We start from the raw sequence: 21,671 nt of genomic DNA on the forward strand, positions 1-21,671 counted from the left end.
CGCAGTTCTACCCATGGCGCTCCTCAAGCGACACATGTAACTTCACGCCATCGCTTGGGTGGCTACAGATGATGACGCGTCGTTTCTTTGGACTTCTCGCCGCCGTTGCTGCAACTTTCCTGCCGTCCCGCGCGGCGTCTCAAACAACGAGCGCGCCGCGGCGCTTGCAGGATGACATTACGATAGCCGCGCAATGGATATCCAGCGCATTGCAAAGTTCGGGCTATCGCGCCGATTTCACGCCACAGAGCATATCGGAGGTGGAACGGTTCTTTCGCGAGCAGACGAAGGATGGAGAGCCGATCTCCGGCGGGTTAATGTCGCAAGACATCGGATCACGCTTGTTTGCGCTGGGCAGCTACTGCGGTGAGGTGCTTCGCAGGGAACTCGGTGGGCATTGGCTGACGGATGACAACGATCCCGAAGGGGAAATCAACGCGGCTCTCGAATTCGCGAGGGAGCCACCTGCTGGCCCATGCAACGGGTCATGAAGCGGCTGCGCAGCAGCGAGGACGACCTGGTGGCCTGGGCCGAAGGGATCAGGCGAGGCTGACACCCCGCGTTCCACCCCTCCCTTGCCATCGACCCTGCCCTTGGTGTAACCGGGTTGCGAACTCAAACGTCTTGAAAGGAGGGCTGCGTGACTTTCGACCACCACCGTCAGCGCGGCCCTGTCTGTGCCCTGCGAGCTTGCTTGCAGGGCTGACCAGGGACGGTCCGGGTTTTCCCGCTTCGATTTTTTGGTCTGCCCTTCGTGGTGCACAACGCCGAGCCTGATGGCCGGTATGCGCACCGTCAAAGTGCATTGAGCCGGACTCCGGCAAGACCAGAGAAATCAAAATGGCCCTGATCAGCCTCAAATCCCTCGGCGTCACCATGAGTGCGCCGCTGTTTTCCAATCTCGACCTCACCATCGGCGCCGGCGACCGGCTCGGCATCGTCGCTGCCAACGGTCGCGGCAAGTCGACCTTGCTCAAATGCCTGACCGGCGAGATGGAACCGACGTCAGGCGACATCACCCGCACGCGCGGCCTGCGCATCGGCCATGTCGAACAGTCCGTTCCGCCTGCTCTCCTCGACCACAGCTTCCATCAGGTGGTGGCTGACGCCCTGCCGCCCGAGCAGGCCGAAAGCGAGCTGTGGCGTGTCGACGTCGTGCTGGATTCACTCGACGTCCCCGAACCGATGCACGCGCGGTCGATACGAGCCCTGAGCGGCGGCTGGCAGAGGCTGGCACTGATCGCTCGTGTCTGGGTCACCGATCCGGATGTGCTGTTGCTCGATGAGCCGACCAACCATCTCGACCTCGCCAAAATCAGCCAGCTCGAGACCTGGCTGAACGCGCTGCCGCGCGAGGTGCCGGTGGTGATCGCCAGCCATGACCGGGCGTTTCTCGACGCGACGACCAACAGGACGCTGTTCCTGCGTCCAGAACAGTCGCCGGCGTTTGCCCTGCCCTATTCCAGGGCAAGGCAGGCGCTCGATGAGGCCGACGCCTCGGCCGAGCGAAAATTCCAGCGTGACATGAAGGTGGCGCAGCAATTGCGACGGCAGGCTGCCAAGCTCAACAATATCGGCATTAATTCCGGCAGCGACCTTCTGACGGTCAAGACCAAGCAGCTCAACCAGCGCGCCGAGCGCCTGGAAGATGCGGCGGCTCCGGCGCATCGCGAGAAATCGGCAGGCGCGATCCGGCTCGCCAACCGCGGCACCCATGCCAAGGTGCTGATCACGCTCGATGATGCGGCGGTGGAAACGCCCGACGGCACGCTGCTGTTCAGGACCGGCAAGCGCCATATCTGCCAGGGCGACCGCATCGTCCTGCTCGGCCGCAACGGCGTCGGCAAGTCGCGCTTCGTCACCCTGATCCGGAATGCCATCGCCGAACCCGAAACCGCGCAGAGCGTCAAGGTGACGCCGTCGACGGTGCTCGGCTATAGCGACCAGGCCCTGTCCGGGATGAGCAGCGACGACACGCCACTGGCGATGGTCTCGCGAAAATTCGATGTCGGCGAGCAGCGTGTCCGCTCGCTGCTCGCCGGCGCCGGCATAGTCATCGAGATGCAGGAGAAAAAGATCGGCGCTCTGTCGGGTGGACAGAAGGCGCGGCTGATGATGCTGGCGCTGAGGCTCGCCAATCCCAACTTCTATTTGCTCGATGAGCCGACCAACCATCTCGACATCGACGGCCAGGAAGCGCTGGAAGCCGAACTGCTGGCGCATCAGGCAAGCTGCGTCCTCGCCTCGCATGACCGCTCCTTCATCAGGGCGATCGGTAATCGCTTCTGGCTGATCGGGAAGCGGCGGCTGACCGAGGTCGACAGTCCGGAGGATTTCTTCCGCTCGGTGGCCGAAACAGAAGGTTGAAGGCGGCGCGACTGCGGTGATGAAAAGCCGGGCGGCGGCAATGTCGGCCCGGCGTTTCCCTGGCGGCAAAAAAATTCGCGCGGTCTGTCGGATCGTGGCTGCGGGCCGCGTCCTTGGGATGCCGACACGATGATGCCGGCTTCAACCAGGGAGAGTGCATCATGTCCATTCTGTCATCCATAGGCCGCATCGCGACCCGTTACTCGGCGAGCCGCGCCCGTTACCGCAGCGAGCGCGCGCTGCTTTCACTGCCGATCGAATTGCGCAAGGACATCGGCTGGCCCGAAATCCTCGATGCGCAAAACGAACGTCGCCTTGCCACGGCAACCGCGTTGACCAAGATAATATGAAGGCGACCTCTGGCCCGTGGCCTTTGATCTTGGCGTTCGAAAAAAAAACGGCGGCCATGTAGGATTGCCGCCGCCTCGTTCGTCCTTTGGTTGGCAACGCCAACCAAACGCAAAGAGGAGCAAGACATGAACGATCAGCCCCAAACCCAGCCCGCAGCGAAAGTCCTCGGCGGCCTGACGCCCTATCTTCAGCTGGATGGCGCCTTCAAGGCCGCTGAATTCTATCAAAAGGCCTTCGGCGCCGAGCAGGTCTTCTTCTACCCGCCGGATGAGCAGGGCCGCACCATGCACATCCACCTGCATATCAACGGTTCGACGCTGATGATCTCCGACTTCTACCCCGAGCATGGCATGTCTCCGGTGAAGCCGCAGGGCTATACCATGCAGCTCCATCTCGGCAGCGACGACATCGATGCATGGTGGCAGCGCGCTGTCGATGCCGGCTGCGAGGTCGTCATGCCGCTGCAGGTGATGTTCTGGGGCGACCAGTGGGGCAATATGCGCGATCCGTTCGGTGTCGAGTGGGCGATGAACGCGCCGGTGAAAAAAGCCTGACTTTTCGCGAATGGCGAGGCGCCCTCACCGGCCGATGCCGGTGGGGCATCCCTTCAAATGATCCCCAAGGAGGAGACCAAGATGTCCTATGTCGACGGCTTCGTGCTCGCCGTGCCCAAGGCAAATCTCGATGCCTACAAGAAAATGGCGCAAACGGCCGGCATCGTCTGGAAAGAGCATGGCGCGCTCGCCTATGTCGAATGCATCGGCGACGACGTGCCCTATGGCGAGTTGACCTCGTTTCCGCGTGCCGTGCAGGCCAAGGACGACGAGATCGTCGTCTTTGCATGGGTGGTCTATGAATCCAGGCAGAGCCGCGATGCGGTCATGGCCAAGGTGATGGCCGACCCGCGTTTGGACTCGCAGACGATGCCGTTCGACGCCAAGCGCATGATCTTCGGCGGCTTCCAGCCCTTCATCGAGCTTTGACCCATCGCTTCGTCATCCTAGGGTCTTCGCGACGGAGCTGCGCTCCTGCTTCGCCCTAGGATGACGAAGCTGAGATGCTTCGGCCGCTGACCAGCACGCTACGCCAGCCTGTCGAGCAGCGGCTTCAGCCGGTCGCCATAGCGTTTCCACAGATCGACCGAGCCTTGGTACATCGGCTGGCGTACCTGCGCGGCCGAAGCCGTGCGAACCGGCCGGTCGGTCTCATGGAACGACAGCACCGCATCGTCCCAAGGCAGGCCGAGATGGGTGATCAATGCCCGCGACTGTCCTTCCTGGTCGGCGACGAAATCCTCGTAACGCACATCGTGCACGACACCGGGCAGCACGCTGTGCCAATGCGCCATGATGTCTGTGTAGAGATTGTGGAAGTCGGCGAGTTCACCGAGATCGTAGCCATAGCGGTGACTGTCGCCGCGGAAATGCACCTTGTAGATCGACAGGCAGGTCGCCGCCGCATCGCGGGCGCAATGGATGATCCTGGCCTTCGGCAGCATCATGTGGATGAAACCGATAAGCAGAAAGTTGCCTGGCATCTTGTCGGTGACATGGCGCACATGCGGATAGCGGGCATGCAGCATGTCGAGATAGGCGTGCCCGGCTTCAGCAAAATCCGCGTCGGCTACATCAGATACTCCCCACGGGAAGCCACCTGGCATGGTCGACGGGAACTGCTTGCCGACCACCGTCTTCAAGATGCTCAGCTCGCCCGCGCCATAGACCTGGGGATGGCTGGCGATGATCTGTTCGACCAGCGTCGTGCCCGAACGCGGCATGCCGACGACGAAGATCGGCGCGTCATCAGCGATTGAACTTGGCTTGTGTTTTTCGAAAAAGCCGGCGTCGAACACCGTCTTCATCGCATCGAATTCGGCCCGCGTCCTCACCGGGTCGTAGTCGATGCCCTTGCGGCGGATGGCGTTGCCCTCGGCGAAATAGTCGAAGGCGCGCGGATAGTCTTTCAGATCGTCATTGGCCTTGCCGAGGCCGAAGGAGAGCTGCATGCGCGCCAGGCTGTCCTGCGGCGCCTTGGCGTGCTGTGCTTCCATGCCGGCAAGCTCGGCGTCGCGCTCCTTCTGACGCTTGACCTGCGTCAGCATCAGCCAGGCTCGCGCCATGCCGGGATTGACTGCCAGCGCCTGGCGGAAAAGGTCGGCCGCTTCATCGAGCTTGCCCTTTTCCATCAGCCCGACACCCAGCCCGTGCAGCAGATCTGCGTCTTTCGGCCGGATCGTCAGCGCCTCGCGGAACACGGCAAGCGCCTCGTCCAGCCGCCCGGCCTCCTGCAGCGTTTCGGCAAGCCCGATGCGGGCGCGGACATGGAACGGATTGCGGCCGATCGTGCCGCGATAGATCTCTTCGGCCTCCTCGAACTGGCCGAGCTGCTTCAGCGACGAGCCGAGATTGTCGCGCGCCGCAAGCTGGTCCGGGCGGATATCGACCGCGCCGCGGAAGAAATCGACGGCCGCCGCGACGCGGCCGAGATCGCGCATGACTGTGCCTAAATTGTTTAGGAAATCCGGATTGGTCGGCTGCAACTGCACCGACTGTTCGAGAAGATCCATCCCCTCGGCGCTGCGCCCGGTCTGATGCAGCAGCAATCCGAGGAAATGCGCCGCGGCCGCGTGATTGGACTTACGCGCCAGCACCTGTCGGTAAATCGCCTCGGCTTCTTGCCGGCGTCCGGCCTGGTGCAGTTGCAGCGCCTGCTGCACATACTGGTCGAGGCCTAACGGTGGCTGGCCGCCAGTGCCAGACCTCGCTCCCGCGCCCGCCGCTCTTCGTTGATCTCTGTTAATGGGAAACCTGCCGTGTTTGTCTGCCTGTGGCGATCTAGGCCATTGGCGCAGCGGGTTCAAGGGTTCGCGAGCCAGCCTACCGGAAATCGGCCTCGGTCAGCACATACATGTTCTTGCGACCGTGCGAATAGGCTTCCCGCGCGACATCCTGGATCGACGAGCGCTTGGCATCGAACGCGCCGAGATATTCGGCTTCCGCTCCGGTCGTGGCCGGACTGGCCGACGAAAGCGCGGCAATCTCCACGAAGAAGGGCACTTCGAACATGCCATCATGTCCGGTGAAACGAATGCGCTTCGCCGCCGCGTCATAGGAGCGGCTGGGATTGGGGAAATTGAGCGTCATCATCGATCTCCTCGGCACATGATCCCGGCAAAGGGACACGTGGCGCCATCAGATCAGGCGATTGCTTTCGGCAAGCTGACGTGCCCGCCGCAGCGTGCCGTCGGTGTCGGCGATCTTTCGCCGTGCCGCTTCGTCGCTTCTTATCGTCAGGCGCGCCGACATGACTTTCGGGAACTTGGCGATCGGCTTGATCGTCATGGCCGGACGATCGGGTGTTTTCATGAGTCTCATAGATTTTTTGCCCTTTCTGGGAAAATAAGTCCAGACACCAGAATAATTATCCTGGCGATCTCAATAAGATTTTTTTGATATTATTGGATCATAGCAGCACTTTATAAAATTTTGTATGGGCAAATTTCGAGGCCATCCGAATTATCTCGGAAATTTTCTTGAATAAACCACAATTTCGGGATATTGGCGTGAGGTCGTTTTTGGGCCAAGCTTGGCATCTCGCGGCGTCAGAGGTTCTCGACCCGCCAAACTCATTCCAAATCCCCGATCCCGATACAGGAACGCGCGGCGCATTTTGCCCGGCGTTCATTTCTCTCTTTGAAAGACACTCACATGAACACGGGAACCGTGAAATTCTACAACGGCCAGAAGGGCTTCGGCTTCATTCAGCCGGCCGATGGCGGCAAGGACGTTTTCGTCCATGTCAGCGCGCTCGAACGCGCTGGCTTCCCCGGCCTGGCCGAAGGCCAGAAACTGCAGTTCGATCTGGAGCGCGACACCAAGGGCCGCGAGTCGGCCGCCAATCTGCAACTGATCTGATCCGGTCGAATTCGATGAACGCTGACCACGGATGTACTGGCAGCTCTCGAAAGAGGCTCATTTCCAGCGATTGCCGGAGATAGAAAAAGCGAGGTTCGTCCCCGCTACCTCGAGGTAAAAAAGCAATGTCTGGCCGCACCACCCATTCCATCGCGCATTTCGAGGCACCCTTTGTGCTCGGCGGGGTGGAAGGAACGTTGCCGTCAGGAGACTACGATATCGATCACGACGAAGAGCTGATTGACGGCATGTCATGGCTTGCCTGGCGCCGTGTCGCCACCTTCATCTATCTGCCGGCAAGGACGGTGAAAAGCTCGACCAGCCAGCTTGTCGCCATCGACCAAGCCGAACTCGAAACAGCGCTGAAACACGACCGGGAGAACGCAGCATGATCCGCTTCCAGCAGAATGCGCGGCCGCGCACCGACACGCCCGCGCATCTTTTCATCATCGGCCAGACAGTCCGCATGAAGAGCCGTACCGGCCTTGTCCAGCAAGCCGCGGAACTGTTCCAGATCAAGAGCAGGCTGCCGGTCAAGGACGGTTCGCCGCAATACCGCATCCGCAGTGACCAGGAGACCCATGAACGGGTGACCACGGAAGACAATCTCGAAGCGGCCGACAATCCGGCCACCTAATGCATGTCGCGCAAAAGCATGCCCTCGGGCTTGACCCGAGGGTGCGCAGCGGTTTTGCGACAACGACATGCATAAAAACAAGAACTTAAAGCGCGTCGTATGAATCCGTTCAAACGCGATGCGCTTTTAGCCAGCATCAACCGCCAACATTCGAGGGATCAGAGATGGCCAAGGGTCAACAGCGCAGCAACCGCGAGACACGCAAGCCCAAGAAGGACAAGACGGCGGCAAAGCCTGTCTCACCCTTCGGCTCGGCCGTAAAGCAGGCGGAAGCCGGTTTGAAGCCGAAGTCCAAGAGCTAGCGCTTCCGCGCGCCACGCGACCATCTTCGAGCCTGGCGCGACGCGTGCACCGGAGTTGGGTGCCACGGCTTCCTGGTCGCAACATGGAGGCATGCTTGAACTTCGTCGTCGAGTTCTATCGGTCACGCGACACCGACGAAGCGATGCTCGACAGGGTGTCGCTCGAAGCACCGAACCTGCGTGCCGCACTGCAGGGCGCTACCGCGCTGTTCCGCACGCTGGCGATGCCACAGATCCCCGACCGCCTGCGCATTTCCGATCAGGATGGCAGTGAACTCTATGCCGGTCCGGCGGATGGCACCTATCCGGCTGGATAAGAACACGGCGCGGACGGCATTAAAGCTCACGTAACGTCGAGGCCATATAAGGGTCCGCTGGAACGAGGCTCGGTGCCCCGTCCCGGCGGGAAACCGGCAAGTGATCGCCGGCCGAAGGCAGGAGGCGCATATGGACAGGCCGCGCATCATCGTGACTGCGGTGGTGTTGGCCTTGCTCGGCGCCATAGTCCCCATCGCGGCGATGTTTCACTTTTCATGGGTTCTGGCGGTTCAGGAAGAACACGATCGGCTGGAACTGTTCGCCAACCGCGCGATCGCCAGGGCCGACATATCGCTCAAGGATGCGACCCACGCACTGCGCGAGATCGACCGGTTCACTGGTGACCGCTGCTCGGTTGGCCATATAGCCCGCATGCGGCAACTCACCATCAACACACGCTCGATCGAAGAAATGGGCTATTTCGAAAATGGCCTGCTCAAATGCACGTCCTGGGGGGCGACCGAAGGAAGCGTTGCGCAAACCGCTCCGGATTTCACCACGGGGGACGGCGTTGCCGTCACCGCCCGCATGCAGCCCTTGGCCAACCCGGACCATCCGCTGATGGCGCTGCGGTACAAGGATCACAATGTGCTTGTCGATCCCGTGCGCTTTGTCGACGTCATCGTCGATCCCGACATTCAGCTCGCTTTGGCGACGAACCAGGGCATCCTGCTCGGCACGCTGAACGGGCCTGATTCCGCCCGCATCGGCAAGATCATCGGCGGCACCGGCAAAGGCCTGGACGACGGCCATTTGTTCGCCACCGCACACGGGACGGACTGGATCGCCATAGCCACCGAACCGGAAAGCCAGATCGTGGACGACGTGCGCAGGCAGCGATTGCTGCTGCTTCCGCTTGGGGCTTTCATCGCCGCCTTTGCCATCGGCATGGTTGTCTGGCTGTCGCGACGGCGACTGTCGCCGCTGAGAGAGCTGCAGATTGCCGTCCGCAAGCGCGAATTCATCGTCCACTATCAGCCGATCGTCGAACTCAGGACCGGCAGATGCGTGGGGGCGGAAGCTCTGGTGCGCTGGAGGCGCCCGGACGGCTCGCTGGTCCGGCCCGATCTGTTCATCCCGCTGGCCGAAGAGAGCGGCCTGATCGCGCCGATCACCGACCAGGTGGTCGCCCATGTGGTTCTCGACCTGAACCGGCTTCTGGTCGCCAATCGTTCCCTCCACATCGCGGTCAATCTCAGTCCGGCCGACGTCGAAACGGCCAGGATCCTTCCAGTCATAGAAAAGGCCCTGCAGCACACGGGAATTCGGCCTCGACAGATCTGGCTGGAGGCGACGGAGCGCGGTTTTGTCAATATCGATTCAGCGCGCTCGACCCTCATCCGCGCCCGCGAGCTTGGTCATGCGGTTGCAATCGACGATTTCGGCACCGGCTATTCCAGCCTCTCCCATCTCGAAGGACTGCCGCTCGATGCGCTGAAGATCGACAAGTCGTTCATCGACACGATCGCCACGAATTCCGCCACCAGTTCCGTCACGCCGCATATCATCGACATGGCCAAGACGTTGAAGCTGAAGATCGTTGCCGAGGGCGTGGAGACGCAGGCACAGGCCGACTATCTGCTGGAGCGCGACGTCGATTATGGTCAAGGCTGGCTGTTTGCCAAGCCAATGCCCGCGGCCGAGTTCATCGCCTATTGCCGCAAGGTGAAACCGTCGGCCTAATGCATGTCGCGCAAAAGTGCGCAGCGGTTTTGCGATAACGACATGCATCAACGCAAGAACTAAAGCGCGTTGCAACGCGCTTTAGAGGCAGCCACGCGATCAGCCCTATCTCCCCGTCATGGGGGAGATAGGAGAGCCGTGCTCTCAGCAGGGACCGTCGTCGACCACCCGATAGTCCGCGGCACGGGCCTCGCATGCATTGGGGAAGGTGCGCAATTCACCACGGCGGCGGGCGCAGACCGGAGCATATTCGCGCGTGCAGAATGTCTGCTCTTCGCCACCGCCACCACCGCCGTCACGGCATTGGCCGTCGCGGATGATGCGATATCCGGCCCGCTCTGCAAGGCAGGCATTGGCGAAGGTCTGGCGGTCGCCGCCGCGCCGGGCACAGACCGGGTCATACTGCTTGGTGCAGAATTGCGGTCCCGGCCTTGGCGGACGCGGCCCCGGTCCTTCATCCACCACGACGGTGCAGGCGGCAAGAATTGCCGACAACAACAGGACGGCAAAACCCTGACGCGAAAAGATTGCCGCAAGAAATCTCATGACTATATCTCCCTCGAGCCCCTGCTCCGGCGCAAAACGCGCTCCGCTCCGGCGCATGACCCCGAAAATCTATTTTCGGAAAGGATCATGCGCAAAATCAAACTGGATCGATCCTCGTCATTCCATCGGCAAATGCAATCCCTCGTTTTTGGGCGGCTGCAGGAAACAAACCGACGCGTCGCAGATGCCGCCCGGATATCGCTCACTGGACCATGCGTGGCCGGGTTCTGGCCGATGACCGAGCAAGGACCCGGGTCTATCGATGCGATGCGTCGGGACGCGCAATGGGCGGCCCGCGGCACTATCTTGCAACCATCACGTTTCCGTGCGATAAATTTTGTGTTCGGGCATTTGCGACCCGGAGAGCGGAACGTTTTGGACGACCTTTCCCCGATACTGTGAATCTCTGACGGCCCCGTTTTTCGGCGGGGGGTTTGACCATGCGCCAATGCATGACTGCCGAAGCAACCACCGGGACTTGCCCACGGCGCCAGGCAGCGGGCAAACCACAAGACTGACACGGGTGAAGGAGTTTCCCCAATGGCCCAGACCGGCACCGTTAAATTCTTCAACGCTACCAAAGGCTTCGGCTTCATCACGCCAGACGGCGGCGCCAAGGACGTGTTCGTCCACATCTCGGCGATCGAGGCTTCGGGCCTGCGCACCCTCGTCGACGGCCAGAAGGTCACCTTCGACGTCGAGCCCGACCGCATGGGCAAGGGCCCGAAGGCGGTCAATCTCCGCGCGGCCTGAGCGGTCGGCGCGTCGCAAGTCCGTTCGGACATGCGCAACGTCCATCAGCCTCTCCAGGGGCTGCGCCGGCTTCCAGAGCCGGATCTGAGTTTTCGAAGGCGCGACGGTCACCGTCGCGCCTTTTTCATATCGAGGGCGGCAAGCCAAAATGCCCCGCAAAAACTTTCTCTTGCCGATAGCGCTAAAATAAAGGACAAATTTCACTCGGGCATTTGCCGGCCCGAGACTTGACTTGATGGGATCAAAGGAGCTTCCCATGCCGCAGACCGGCACCGTCAAATTCTTCAATCATGCCAAGGGCTTCGGCTTCATCACGCCGGATGATGGCGCAAAGGATGTCTTCGTCCATATTTCGGCCGTGCAGGCGTCGGGTCTTCCCGGTCTTGAGGATGGGCAGAAAGTGACATTCGACACCGAGCCGGACAAACGCGGCAAGGGTCCGAAAGCCGTCAACCTGTCGATCGGCTGAGCCGGCTCAAGACAGCACCCGAACGGTTCCCGCGCACAGGCTCGCTCTCCATGAGCGTGCGATATTTGCGGCCCATGGCACGGCCGATCATCTGATTTCGGCCCGCCAATTTGTTCAGCCCCCGTTCAGCCACGGTCGCCTATTAGTCTTCGATAAAGCCGGACCGCATCCTACTACCGGGCCGGCACGAAGGAGACCGCTATGAATCGAATTTTCAAGACCGCCATCCTGTCCGCCGCCGTCGTGGCAACCACGCTTGCGACCTTGCCTGCGGCCAGCGCCGATGATTGGCGTTACCACCGCCATTATCGTGGCCATGACCACGGCGACGCCGTCGCCGCTGGCGTCCTCGGCCTCGCGGCCGGCGCCCTGATAGGCGGCGCGCTCAGCAATCCGCAGCCCAGCTACTACGACCCCGGCTATGACGATTATGGTCGCTATCCTCGGCCGCGACCGGCCCCGGTACGCCGTTACTACGTGGAGCCACGGGTTGCCTACAATGACGGCTACGCCGAGCCATGGACCCGTGGCTGGTACGAATACTGTTCGGATCGCTACCGCAGCTTCAATGCCCGTACGGGCACGTTCACAGGCTATGACGGCGAACAGCATTTCTGCACCGCCAACTGATGCTTCTTGCCCAAAAGGCGCTGGCCGCGAGGCCGGCGCCTTTTGTTTCGCGATCTGCCTAAACTAGAAACGGATTGGTCCGCCGTTCCTCGCCGAAACGGCCGCCAGGACCATGGCCGCAGATGAAGCCGATGTCGTCGCCAAGTGGCAAAAGCTTGGTCTTGATCGAGGCGATCAGCGCGGCATGGTCACCGCCCGGCAGGTCGGTGCGCCCGACGGAGCCCCGAAACAGGACGTCGCCGACATGGGCGAATTTGGCCGCACGGTTGTAGTAGACGACATGGCCCGGCGCGTGGCCGGGGCAATGAAAGACCTCAAACGCGTGCTGGCCGAACGAGACGGTGTCGCCTTCGCTGAGAAAACGGTCGGGCACGCAATTGCGCACGGCATCGGTGATGCCGTAAAGTTTCGCCTGGCTCTCGAGGTTGGCGAGCAGCGGACGGTCGGCCTCATGCGGGCCGATGATCTCCACCCCGAGCGCCTCCTTCAGCTCCATTGCGCCGCCCGCATGGTCGATATGGCCATGCGTGATCCAGATCGCGCCGGCGGTGATCGCATTGTCCTTCAGCACGGCCAGCACCTTGTCGATGTCGCCGCCCGGATCGACGACAACGCCTTGTTTGTCGTCCATGTCGAAGAGGATGGTGCAGTTTTGCTGGAAGGGCGTGACCGGCACGATACCGGCATTGAGTTGACCCATGATCGTCCTTTCGTGATCGCGTCCCTGATCTAATGCATGTCGCGCAAAAGTGTGCAGCGGTTTTGCAATAACGACATGCATAAAAACAAGAACCTAAAGCGCGTCGCATGAATTCGTTCAAGCGGCGCGCTTTAGGGGCGCATTCGACCGGCGTCCACCGACGTGACGGGCCGGGCTAAAACGGAAATGGGCGGCCGAAGCCGCCCATTTGAAAGCCCGAAACCGCCAAGCTTATTTCTTCATCGCATTCATGACCGCGCCGATGATACCGGTCAGAATGGCGCCACCGCCGGCACCGCCGATGATGTTTTGCAGATTAAGCGCACTGCCCAATCCGCCCGTTGCCGCTGCTGCCGCTGCCGGATCGACCGGTGCGCCACCGCCGAGCAGGCTACCGAGGATGGCCGCGCCGCCGACGCCGCCAACGGCGCCACCAAGGATCTTGGGAAGCTGACCCATCGCCGCCGTCTTGATCGCCGCGCCCACCGCCTGACCACCGATGACACCCGTAATCACCTGAATAATGATCGGAAGAAGCGTGTTCATGTCCATAGTACCAGTCCCTCCATAGCTGCCAGCCTCCCGGGCCGACAGCATCATGAGACGCCGAATTGGACGAAAGTCAAATGCAGAAATGCTTAAATAAAAGGGGCGGCCCGAAAACCGCCCCTACTTGTTAAAAAAGCTGTGACTTTCGTTATTCTGCGGCGATCGCGTGCTTGGGTTGAACGGCTGCAGAATAGTCGTTCATCAGCGTCTTGGCGATTTCTCCGACCTCGAATCGGTATGGACCGATCTCCGAAACCGGCGTCACTTCGGCTGCCGTCCCGGTAAGGAAGCACTGCTCGAAGCCTTCGAGCTCTTCCGGCATGATGGCGCGCTCGATCACCTCGAGGCCGCGATCCCTGGCAAGGCCGACGACTGTACGGCGAGTGATGCCGTCGAGGAAGCAATCGGGCGTCGGCGTGTGGATCTTGCCGTCCTTGACGAAGAAGATGTTGGCGCCCGTTGCTTCGGCGACTTGCCCGCGCCAGTCGAGCATCATGGCGTCGGCATAGCCCTTGGCTTCGGCGGCATGCTTGGACATGGTGCAGATCATGTAGAGGCCGGCGGCTTTCGACTTCGACGGTGCAGTGCGTGGATCGGGGCGACGCCATTCCGCCACATCGAGACGGATGCCCTTCAGCTTCTGCGCGGGGTCGAAATAGCTCGGCCACTGCCAGATGGCGATGGCGCAGTTGATGCGGTTGTTCTGCGCCGAAACGCCCATCTGTTCACTGCCGCGCCAGGCGATTGGGCGCACATAGGCGTCCTGGAATCCCTGCTTCTTCAACAGCGTGCGGCAAGCATCGTCGATCTCGGCAATCGAGTAGGGAATCTTGAAACCAAGCAGGCGCGCCGATTCATGCAGACGTTCGCTATGCTCTGTCAGTTTGAAAATCTCGCCGCCATAGGCGCGCTCGCCCTCGAACACCGCGCTGGCATAGTGCAGGCCATGGGTCAGGACGTGGATCTTGGCGTCGGTCCATTTGACGAACTCGCCGTTCATCCAGATAAAGCCATCCATTTGGTCGAAGGGAACGGATGCCATGGTAACCTCCCGCGGGCGACGGCCCGCATATCATTGTGTCGTTGCGTTTTTCGTGTCGGCCGCACCCGGCGGCCTGTGTCTCGAAGCGTAAGCGGATATTTGAGGTCTGGCAAACTCAGGAAGTTCCGGAAAAACGGCCTTCCCTTGCCTTTTCGTTCGCAATCCGCCGAAAAGCTTGTCAAAAATTACCATCGCCGGAAAATTACGTCAATAGTACTGACATAATTTCCCATTTCCCGCGGAGAAAAGATGACGGATCGCAGCCACCCAGCCGGAAAACCGATCAGGACGGCGATCGCCGACGAAGACGGCATCGACTTCGCAATCATCGAATTGTTCTTCTTCGCCTATCGCGATTTCACCTCCGATCCGGACCAGATCCTCGCCGACTATGGTTTCGGCCGTGCCCATCACCGGGTCCTGCATTTCGTCAATCGCAGGCCGGGCCTGACGGTCGCCGAACTCCTCGATGTCCTGAAAATCACCAAGCAGAGCCTGGCGCGCGTGCTCAAGCAATTGATCGACACCGACCATGTCGTCCAGTTGCAAGGCCCGCGCGACCGCCGGCAGCGCGAACTCTACCCCACCGCCAGGGGCCGTGCTCTGGCACTGGCGCTGGCGCGGCCACAGTCGCGCCGCATCCGTGCTGCATTGGAAGATTCCGGAGCCAGCGAACGCGCCTTGATCGAACGCTTCCTGGAAGCGATGGTTAATCCGGAACTAAGGGCGCAGATCGACATTGTGCCCGCAAAAATGTCAGGGAAAAGCCATGGAGACCATTGAAAAGGTTGATCAGCCGGCAGCACCGGACGACGATGCACCGCATCTGCTGGTGGTCGATGACGACACCCGTATCCGCAATCTTCTCAAGCAATATCTGACCGAAAACGGCTTTCGCGTCACCGTTGCCGGAAATTCCGGCGAGGCGCGGCGCAAGCTCGCCGGCCTCGACTTCGATCTGCTCGTGCTCGATGTCATGATGCCGGGTGAAACCGGCGTCGATCTCACCAAGGCTCTGAGAGCCGAAAAGAACGTGCCGATCCTCATGCTCACCGCGCTGTCGGAAACCGACAGCCGCATCACCGGACTTGAGGCCGGCGCCGACGACTATCTGCCGAAACCTTTCGATCCGCGCGAATTGATCCTGCGCATCAACAACATCCTGCGCCGCGGTGGCCCGGCGACGACGCCGAAAGTCGAGCAACTGGTCTTCGGCCCCTACACGTTCCAGATCGCCCGGCGGGAGCTCAAGCGCGGCGGCGAGGCCCTCAAGCTGACCGACCGCGAACAGGAGATCCTGGCGATCTTCGCGGCGCGGGCGGGCGAGACGATACCGCGCCATGAACTTGTCGGCGATGATTCAGAAGTCGGCGAACGCACCATCGACGTCCAGATCAACCGGCTGCGCCGCAAGATCGAGCGCGACCCGTCCAATCCGGTCTGGCTGCAGACCGTGCGCGGTATTGGGTATCGGCTCAGCGTGGAATAGACTGCTGCAATGCGTGTCACCCAAAAGTGCGAAACGGTTTTGGGACGACGACATGCATAAGTCGAATATTGCAAGCGCAGCACGGCGCCTGCGGGCCCTTGTTGAGCGGCCCGTAAATGAGCAAAAGGGCGAATGGCGACCACGGATCTGGAAGGGCCGGGAGATAACGGCTTGAGTGCACGCGCCACACGGGCGCTCAAGGCCATGCCGCGCGCCTGGAACCGGTTCTGGCGTTACGTCGCACTTTACATGCCCAAGCGGCTCTATGCCCGCTCGCTGATCATCGTCATCGCACCGATGATCCTGCTGCAATCAGTGGTCGCCTTTGTGTTCATGGAACGCCACTGGCAGACCGTCACCCAGCGCCTGTCGCAGGCCACGATCAGCGACATTGCCGCGATCATCGATCTGATCGAAACCTATCCGCACGACGCCGATTATGCCAACATCATCCGCATCGCCCAGGACCGCCTGCAGTTGAAGGTCGATCTGCTGCCGCCCGACCCATTGCCACCGCCCGGTCCAAAACCTTTCTTCTCGATCCTCGATGAAATCCTCTCGTCCGAGATCACGCGTCAGATCAACCGTCCGTTCTGGATCGATACGGTCGGCAATTCCAACATCGTCGAGGTCCGTGTCCAGCTTGAGGGCAAGGTGCTGCGCGTTTTCGTGCGTCGCAGCCAGGCCTATGCATCGAACACCCACATTTTCCTGATCTGGATGGTCGGCACCTCGCTGGTGCTGCTGATGATCGCCATCCCCTTCCTGCGCAACCAGATCCGGCCGATCCTGACGCTGGCCGAGGCGGCCGAGAGTTTCGGCAAGGGCCGGCCGATGCCGCGCGATTTCCGTCCGCGTGGCGCCGAGGAGGTGCGCCGCGCCGGCTTTGCCTTCATCCAGATGCGCGAGCGCATCGAACGCCAGCTCGAACAGCGCACCGCCATGCTGACTGGCGTCAGCCACGATCTCAGAACCATCCTCACCCGCTTCAAGCTGCAGCTCGCGCTGACCGGGACCAAGGCCGACACCGAGGCGCTTGGCCAGGACATCGACGACATGCAGTCGATGCTGGAAGGCTATCTCGCCTTTGCCCGCGGCGAAGCGACGGAAGACACCGGCCGTTTCGATCTTGAGGCCTATTTCGAGAAGCTCGGTGAAGAGGCAACGCTGCGCAAGCGCAAACTGTCGACCACGCTTGCCGGCGATCCGCATGTGCAGGTGCGGCCTCGCGCCTTCGCCCGGCTGCTGTCCAATGTCGTCGGCAACGCCTTCCGCTATGCCCAGACGGTGGAGATCAACGCCAACCACGACCACGGCTCGCTGCTCGTCACCATCGACGATGACGGTCCGGGCATTCCGCCCCAGAAGCGCGAGGAGGTGTTCAAGCCGTTCGTGCGGCTTGACGAGGCCCGCAACCTCGACGCCAGCGGCACCGGGCTTGGCCTCGCCATCGCACGCGACATCGTCCGCAGCCATGGCGGCGACATCATGCTGGACGACAGCCCGCTCGGCGGCTTGCGTGCGGTCATCAAGGTACCGGCCTGACCTGCGCTCCGGCATTCTGAAGTGTGCTTGCGGGTTACGCTTTCATCCGCCCGTCATGAAACCATGCTGAAGAGCGCGCATGAAGTGCGCGACCTCTATCGATTCGGCCCCTCGGCATCGATTCGACCCCGTGCCCGCCCGGGTGCGCTGGAGCGAAGCGGGAGCCGCGGCCTGGTCGCCATTCAGGCATCGCGGCAAGGCAACCGACGACTTCCTGGGCAAGGGGCCGCCATGCGCATCCTGATGGTCACCGACGCCTGGCGCCCGCAAGTCAATGGCGTCGTCCATACGCTGGAGCGGCTTTCGGAGACTCTGAAATCCTTCGACGTCGAAGCGGACTTCCTGACCCCGAACATCTTTCGCACCTTGCCCTTGCCGACCTATCCCGACATCAGGCTGGCGCTGACGACGCCGGGCCATGTCGCGCGCCTGATTGCCGAGCGCAAGGCGGATCACATCCACATCGTCACCGAAGGCCCGCTCGGCATCATGGCGCGGCGCTACTGCCGCAACACGGGCCGGCCGTTCACGACCAGCTATCACACGCGCTTCCCGGAATATCTGAGCGCGCGGCTGCCCGTGCCGGAAGCCTGGGCGTATCGCTGGCTTCGCGATTTCCACAATTCCGGCCAAGGCACGCTGGTCGCCACCCAGTCGCTGGCCGACGATCTTGCCGCGCGCGGTTTCACCAAGCTGAGGCCGTGGACACGCGGCGTCGACACCGATCATTTCCGGCCGGACAAGAGGAAGGATCTGGGTCTCGAGGGACCGATCTTCCTCTGCGTCGGCCGCGTCGCGATCGAAAAGAACCTGACCGCTTTCCTCGACCTCGAATTGCCGGGCAGCAAGGTGATCGTCGGCGAAGGCCCGGAACTGGCCAAGCTCAAGGCCAGATATCCCGATGCCCATTTCCTCGGTCACCGCCCGAACGACGAACTGGCCGAAATCTATGCCTCGGCCGATGTCTTCGTCTTCCCCAGCCGCACCGACACCTTCGGCAACGTCATCATCGAGGCGCTGGCCAGCGGCACGCCCGTCGCCGCCTATCCGGTCACCGGCCCGATCGACATTGTCGGCGACGGCATTGGCGGCGCGGTAGCGGATGATTTGCGGCAGGCAGCACTTGCCGCCCTTCACGTCGACCGCGCCGAGGCGCGTCAGCGCGCAATGCGCTACAGCTGGAAAGCCTGCGCGGAAATGTTTCTCGACACGGTCGAGGAAGCACTGGGCACGACGCGAAAGCTCGCTGCCTGACGCCACCTTTGTGGTAGCTCATGATCAACCTTTGGTCCGCCACGGAACCTTGCGTGCATACGCCACCGCCTAAAGGGGCAGCTTCGGGCTATGGCTATGTCAATTCGGAACTCTACCCAGATCAGGTGATACTGAAGTCCCGGACTGTGCGGTTGTACGCTTCCATCCAGCCAATCCATAACGGAGACGCCGCTATCTCACCCCGCTGAAGGCATAGGGTTCCTGATCCTCTATCGGCACCAAAATTTACCATTTTTGCCTACTTTGCGGTATGTTCGAAACAACATTGCCCGCCAAACCTGACCATTCCGCGAGCCATTTTATCTGGCTCAAAGGCTTCTTGCTGTTGGTTGTGCTGGTAGTGGCTTTCTTGCCCGTCATGATCGTCGACATCCCGGCTATGGCGGACTATCCAAATCATCTCGCAAGAATGTCGATCCTGATGCGTGCCGGCACGCCCGAGGCCCATCCGTACTATGAAGCCGCCTGGGCACCCTACCCCAACTTGGCCATGGACCTTATTGTCCCATTCGTTGGACGCTTTATCGGGATCGAGTTAGCGTCAAAGCTCTTCTATCTGGTCTCGCAAATGCTGGTCGTTAGCGGAGCAATGGCCATCGGAGCGGCCGCACAAGGGCGTGTGATCATCAGTGGCTTCATTGCATCGCTTTTCCTCTATGCCATGCCTTTCGCTTTCGGGTTCGTGAATTTCGAATTTGCGTTCGGGATAGCCCTTTGGGCCGTTGCGGTTTGGATTTGGCTCGCAGACAGACCTTTGCCGCAGCGCCTTGCCACCCACGCTGTCTTCGTCGTGGTTTTGTATATCTCTCACCTATTTGCGCTTGGCCTGTATGGCGTGGTGGTGGGGCTCTATGAGCTCTCGCGCTGGCCCGAGCATATTGAGAACTGGAAACGCACGGTCTTGCTGGTTGCCGGAATGGCTGCCCCTGCCATTATAGTTGGAGCCCTTGCGCTCGCCTTTGGCGGCAAAGTGGGTGGCAACGGAACAGAATGGGCCCTGTCGGCAAAGCTGTTGGCGCTGGTTCAAGTCAATGGCTTCAGCAGATACACGTCCTCAGCCGTGACCGTGGTGCTGATGATTCTCACTTACCTTGTCGTGAAGCACAAGATGGTCACGGTCTCCCACGCCGGCTACTGGATAGGCTTTGGACTCCTGTGCTTGTTCATTGTCATGCCGTTTCGCGTTGCGGACACGGCCTTTGTCGACGGGCGCGTTCTCTTGGCGCTTGTTCTGATCCTGCCTGCCTTCATCACGATCAAGCGTCCGCAAGGGGCACGCGGGTTGGTTTTCGTAGCGCTAATGGTTGGCGTTGTGCTCGCAAACAGCAGCGTCACGATCTGGGCGCAATTGTCGTGCCGCAGCGATTATCGTGCGCTGACAACCGCGTTCGACGACATTCCAATGGGTTCGCGAATCCTCACTGGTATGGATGGCCCCCCAGAAGACCCGCCATCGGATTTACTTCTTTATCCGATGTACAACGCCGCCGCGCTGGCTGTAGTCACACGCGACGCACTGATGCCAACGCTGTTCACCTATCCGGGAAAACAGCCGGTGAGGCCCCGGCCGGAAATAGCGAGCCTGACCGTACCGCAAGGCGGGCCTATCCCGATGTCGGAACTGGAGGCCTATGCCGCCGGTGCATCCCCACCTGTCGAGGCTGCGTATGCAGCGCATTGGACCCGTGACTTTGACTACTTGCTGGTGATCGCACCGGGGATTGGCTCATCACGACATAGCAATCTTGAATTGATCGCCACGGGCAAGCAGTTCAAATTATACCGGATCAGGAAGTTGGCCGACACAGACACGGAAAGCGGATGATGTTCATACCCGCCACTCATTTCACGTCCTGTGCATCCATGCTCAAGCATCAGTCGAAAAGGATCAGACCACTCTATCCCGGTCCGCCTGAAGACGTGGGCTCCTGGTCCCCTATCGGGGACTCTAAAACAACCTTCCTCCATTCGGCACCTTGCGCTCTATGGCACCGAGCACGACGGCGCCCTCTTCGTCGGGAAAGCCAAGCGTCAGCACTTCCGACATGAACGGCCCGATCTGTCGCGGCGGGAAATTGACCACCGCGAACACCTGCCGGCCGATCAACGTCTCGGGCGCATAATATTTGGTGATCTGCGCCGACGATTTCTTTACCCCGATGTCGGCGCCGAAATCGATCTTCAGCTTGAATGCCGGCTTGCGCGCTTCGGGGAACGGCTCGGCCTCGACGATCGTGCCGGCGCGGATATCGACACGATCGAAATCGGCGAAGCTGATCTCGGGCTTGCGCTGGTTATTGGAACTCATCGAGGATCAGGCGTTTCCGTAGGTCTCGAACAGGACGCCGGCCAGCGCATCCTTGGCCGAGGTTCCCGACCAGACGACGAACTGGAAGGACTGGAAATAGCACTCACAGGCCTCCAGCGCCGACGACAGCAGCACCTCGACCTGCTGGCTCGACGGCTCGACCCCGCCGGCGAGCAGCAGCGACTGGCGGAACATGATCGCGCCTTCCTGCTCCCAGAGGTCGAAATGGCCGAACAGCATCTGCTCATTGATCAGCGAAAGCAGCCGCATCACTTCGAGCGCACGCGCCTCCGGCACCTTGATGTCGAAGGCGCAGGCCAGATGCAGCGCCTCGAAATCCTCCATCCAAGAGAATGAAACGTGATAGTCGGTCCAGCTTCCGGCAACCGAGATCGAAATCTCGTCGTCGCCGGCCCGCTCGAAGGACCAGTCGTTGTTGTGAGCCACCTGCTCGATGACATCCACCGGATGGATTTCGCGGGAGAATTCGAGTTCGAGAAGTTCCATCAATGCTTCCTGTCGTTCTGAGGAGCGCCTTCACACGCTCCGCGGGAGGGCACACACAACGAACAATCCTGTCTAGAACTCGGACGGCCAGGACTTCTCAACGCAAAGACCCCTGACCGGACCCCACCGCCCGGCGCATGACCCTGCTCCGAATCATGCAACAAATTCAGTCTATTGATCGGGAGTCGCGTGACCAGCCCAATTTTTCGCACTGCGTTATCAGCATGTGGAAAGGCACTGTCACAAAGATTCACGCAATGCCGGTAAGCGATTCACGACAAAGCAC

The 21,671-nt window shown here is 60.9% G+C and carries 28 protein-coding genes; 19 read left to right on the forward strand and 9 right to left on the reverse strand.

Annotation, left to right across the window (positions count from 1 at the left end):
• Nucleotides 1-68 precede the first annotated feature (68 nt).
• The 5 genes from OHD62_RS10110 to OHD62_RS10130 all read left to right on the forward strand — a co-directional run bounded on the left by OHD62_RS10110 (nucleotide 69) and on the right by OHD62_RS10130 (nucleotide 3,701).
• Nucleotides 69-491, forward strand: coding sequence for a hypothetical protein (locus tag OHD62_RS10110; RefSeq protein ID WP_263782475.1), 423 nt, complete (start codon nucleotides 69-71; stop codon nucleotides 489-491).
• 349 nt (nucleotides 492-840) lie between these two features.
• Entirely contained in the window at nucleotides 841-2,367 is a 1,527-nt protein-coding gene (locus tag OHD62_RS10115; protein ID WP_263782476.1) for an ABC-F family ATP-binding cassette domain-containing protein, read from the forward strand.
• A gap of 161 nt (nucleotides 2,368-2,528) precedes the next feature.
• The gene (locus tag OHD62_RS10120) at nucleotides 2,529-2,717 is read left to right on the forward strand and encodes a hypothetical protein (protein WP_263782477.1); all 189 of its coding nucleotides are present in this window, start codon (nucleotides 2,529-2,531) and stop codon (nucleotides 2,715-2,717) included.
• 126 nt (nucleotides 2,718-2,843) lie between these two features.
• On the forward strand, nucleotides 2,844-3,272 hold the full coding sequence (locus OHD62_RS10125) for a VOC family protein (RefSeq protein ID WP_263782478.1): 429 nt from the start codon (nucleotides 2,844-2,846) through the stop codon (nucleotides 3,270-3,272).
• Nucleotides 3,273-3,353: 81 nt separating this feature from the next.
• A complete protein-coding gene (locus OHD62_RS10130) occupies nucleotides 3,354-3,701 on the forward strand; it encodes a DUF1428 domain-containing protein (RefSeq protein WP_263782479.1) in 348 nt (115 codons plus the stop codon).
• 98 nt (nucleotides 3,702-3,799) lie between these two features.
• Here the strand turns inward: OHD62_RS10130 and OHD62_RS10135 are convergent, their stop codons facing one another.
• The 3 genes from OHD62_RS10135 to OHD62_RS10145 form a co-directional block, all read right to left on the reverse strand.
• Complete coding sequence (locus tag OHD62_RS10135) at nucleotides 3,800-5,434, reverse strand: tetratricopeptide repeat-containing sulfotransferase family protein (RefSeq protein WP_263782480.1); 1,635 nt, start codon at nucleotides 5,432-5,434, stop codon at nucleotides 3,800-3,802.
• Nucleotides 5,435-5,594: 160 nt separating this feature from the next.
• Entirely contained in the window at nucleotides 5,595-5,861 is a 267-nt protein-coding gene (locus OHD62_RS10140; RefSeq protein WP_263782481.1) for a DUF1488 domain-containing protein, read from the reverse strand.
• 48 nt (nucleotides 5,862-5,909) lie between these two features.
• Entirely contained in the window at nucleotides 5,910-6,083 is a 174-nt protein-coding gene (locus OHD62_RS10145) for a hypothetical protein (protein ID WP_263782482.1), read from the reverse strand.
• Nucleotides 6,084-6,425: 342 nt separating this feature from the next.
• On the opposite strand from OHD62_RS10145, the gene OHD62_RS10150 reads away from it, so the two are divergent.
• The 6 genes from OHD62_RS10150 (at nucleotide 6,426) to OHD62_RS10175 (ending at nucleotide 9,572) form a co-directional block, all read left to right on the forward strand.
• Nucleotides 6,426-6,632 carry a cold-shock protein gene (locus tag OHD62_RS10150; protein ID WP_107649779.1) on the forward strand — a complete coding sequence of 69 codons (207 nt, stop codon included), beginning with the start codon at nucleotides 6,426-6,428 and terminating at the stop codon, nucleotides 6,630-6,632.
• Nucleotides 6,633-6,757: 125 nt separating this feature from the next.
• Complete coding sequence (locus OHD62_RS10155) at nucleotides 6,758-7,024, forward strand: hypothetical protein (protein ID WP_263782483.1); 267 nt, start codon at nucleotides 6,758-6,760, stop codon at nucleotides 7,022-7,024.
• Nucleotides 7,021-7,269 (forward strand): hypothetical protein, encoded by a 249-nt coding sequence (locus OHD62_RS10160; protein ID WP_263782484.1) that lies wholly within the window; start codon nucleotides 7,021-7,023, stop codon nucleotides 7,267-7,269. Before OHD62_RS10155 ends, OHD62_RS10160 begins: the two co-directional genes overlap by 4 nt.
• A 164-nt stretch (nucleotides 7,270-7,433) precedes the next feature.
• Entirely contained in the window at nucleotides 7,434-7,571 is a 138-nt protein-coding gene (locus tag OHD62_RS10165) for a hypothetical protein (RefSeq protein WP_263782485.1), read from the forward strand.
• Nucleotides 7,572-7,666: 95 nt separating this feature from the next.
• Nucleotides 7,667-7,888: a hypothetical protein gene (locus OHD62_RS10170; RefSeq protein WP_263782486.1), complete on the forward strand. Its 222-nt coding sequence runs from the start codon at nucleotides 7,667-7,669 to the stop codon at nucleotides 7,886-7,888.
• Between the two features lie 130 nt (nucleotides 7,889-8,018).
• Nucleotides 8,019-9,572, forward strand: a complete 1,554-nt coding sequence (locus OHD62_RS10175; protein WP_263782487.1) for an EAL domain-containing protein — start codon at nucleotides 8,019-8,021, stop codon at nucleotides 9,570-9,572.
• 144 nt (nucleotides 9,573-9,716) lie between these two features.
• Here OHD62_RS10175 and OHD62_RS10180 read toward each other — a convergent pair whose 3' ends face one another.
• A complete protein-coding gene (locus OHD62_RS10180; RefSeq protein WP_263782488.1) occupies nucleotides 9,717-10,118 on the reverse strand; it encodes a Kazal-type serine protease inhibitor family protein in 402 nt (133 codons plus the stop codon).
• A gap of 540 nt (nucleotides 10,119-10,658) precedes the next feature.
• Here OHD62_RS10180 and OHD62_RS10185 point away from each other — a divergent pair.
• From OHD62_RS10185 to OHD62_RS10195, 3 genes are all read left to right on the forward strand, one after another.
• Nucleotides 10,659-10,871 carry a cold-shock protein gene (locus OHD62_RS10185; RefSeq protein WP_006202520.1) on the forward strand — a complete coding sequence of 71 codons (213 nt, stop codon included), beginning with the start codon at nucleotides 10,659-10,661 and terminating at the stop codon, nucleotides 10,869-10,871.
• Nucleotides 10,872-11,127: 256 nt separating this feature from the next.
• The gene (locus OHD62_RS10190) at nucleotides 11,128-11,340 is read left to right on the forward strand and encodes a cold-shock protein (protein ID WP_006202521.1); all 213 of its coding nucleotides are present in this window, start codon (nucleotides 11,128-11,130) and stop codon (nucleotides 11,338-11,340) included.
• A 201-nt stretch (nucleotides 11,341-11,541) separates the two neighbouring features.
• On the forward strand, nucleotides 11,542-11,970 hold the full coding sequence (locus OHD62_RS10195) for a BA14K family protein (protein WP_263782510.1): 429 nt from the start codon (nucleotides 11,542-11,544) through the stop codon (nucleotides 11,968-11,970).
• Between the two features lie 58 nt (nucleotides 11,971-12,028).
• Here OHD62_RS10195 and OHD62_RS10200 read toward each other — a convergent pair whose 3' ends face one another.
• From OHD62_RS10200 to OHD62_RS10210, 3 genes are all read right to left on the reverse strand, one after another.
• Complete coding sequence (locus tag OHD62_RS10200) at nucleotides 12,029-12,670, reverse strand: MBL fold metallo-hydrolase (protein ID WP_263782511.1); 642 nt, start codon at nucleotides 12,668-12,670, stop codon at nucleotides 12,029-12,031.
• A gap of 231 nt (nucleotides 12,671-12,901) precedes the next feature.
• A complete protein-coding gene (locus OHD62_RS10205) occupies nucleotides 12,902-13,222 on the reverse strand; it encodes a hypothetical protein (protein WP_006338484.1) in 321 nt (106 codons plus the stop codon).
• Between the two features lie 145 nt (nucleotides 13,223-13,367).
• The gene (locus tag OHD62_RS10210; RefSeq protein ID WP_263782512.1) at nucleotides 13,368-14,261 is read right to left on the reverse strand and encodes a branched-chain amino acid aminotransferase; all 894 of its coding nucleotides are present in this window, start codon (nucleotides 14,259-14,261) and stop codon (nucleotides 13,368-13,370) included.
• Between the two features lie 249 nt (nucleotides 14,262-14,510).
• Between OHD62_RS10210 and OHD62_RS10215 the strand changes: the two genes are divergently transcribed.
• From OHD62_RS10215 to OHD62_RS10235, 5 genes are all read left to right on the forward strand, one after another.
• Nucleotides 14,511-15,044, forward strand: coding sequence for a MarR family winged helix-turn-helix transcriptional regulator (locus OHD62_RS10215; protein ID WP_097572349.1), 534 nt, complete (start codon nucleotides 14,511-14,513; stop codon nucleotides 15,042-15,044).
• Nucleotides 15,031-15,750, forward strand: coding sequence for a response regulator (locus tag OHD62_RS10220; RefSeq protein ID WP_107649772.1), 720 nt, complete (start codon nucleotides 15,031-15,033; stop codon nucleotides 15,748-15,750). The genes OHD62_RS10215 and OHD62_RS10220 overlap by 14 nt, the downstream gene beginning before the upstream one ends.
• Before the next feature lie 132 nt (nucleotides 15,751-15,882).
• Entirely contained in the window at nucleotides 15,883-17,295 is a 1,413-nt protein-coding gene (locus OHD62_RS10225) for an ATP-binding protein (protein ID WP_263782514.1), read from the forward strand.
• 231 nt (nucleotides 17,296-17,526) lie between these two features.
• Nucleotides 17,527-18,549, forward strand: coding sequence for a glycosyltransferase family 4 protein (locus tag OHD62_RS10230; RefSeq protein ID WP_263782515.1), 1,023 nt, complete (start codon nucleotides 17,527-17,529; stop codon nucleotides 18,547-18,549).
• A gap of 286 nt (nucleotides 18,550-18,835) precedes the next feature.
• Nucleotides 18,836-20,395 carry a hypothetical protein gene (locus OHD62_RS10235; RefSeq protein ID WP_263782516.1) on the forward strand — a complete coding sequence of 520 codons (1,560 nt, stop codon included), beginning with the start codon at nucleotides 18,836-18,838 and terminating at the stop codon, nucleotides 20,393-20,395.
• 123 nt (nucleotides 20,396-20,518) lie between these two features.
• Here OHD62_RS10235 and OHD62_RS10240 read toward each other — a convergent pair whose 3' ends face one another.
• Both OHD62_RS10240 and OHD62_RS10245 read right to left on the reverse strand, forming a co-directional pair.
• Entirely contained in the window at nucleotides 20,519-20,878 is a 360-nt protein-coding gene (locus OHD62_RS10240; protein WP_263782517.1) for a tRNA-binding protein, read from the reverse strand.
• A gap of 6 nt (nucleotides 20,879-20,884) precedes the next feature.
• A complete protein-coding gene (locus OHD62_RS10245; RefSeq protein WP_006338495.1) occupies nucleotides 20,885-21,385 on the reverse strand; it encodes a YbjN domain-containing protein in 501 nt (166 codons plus the stop codon).
• Nucleotides 21,386-21,671: the final 286 nt, after the last annotated feature.

The sequence above is a fragment of the Mesorhizobium sp. YC-39 genome (assembly GCF_025753795.1).
GTDB lineage: Bacteria > Pseudomonadota > Alphaproteobacteria > Rhizobiales > Rhizobiaceae > Mesorhizobium.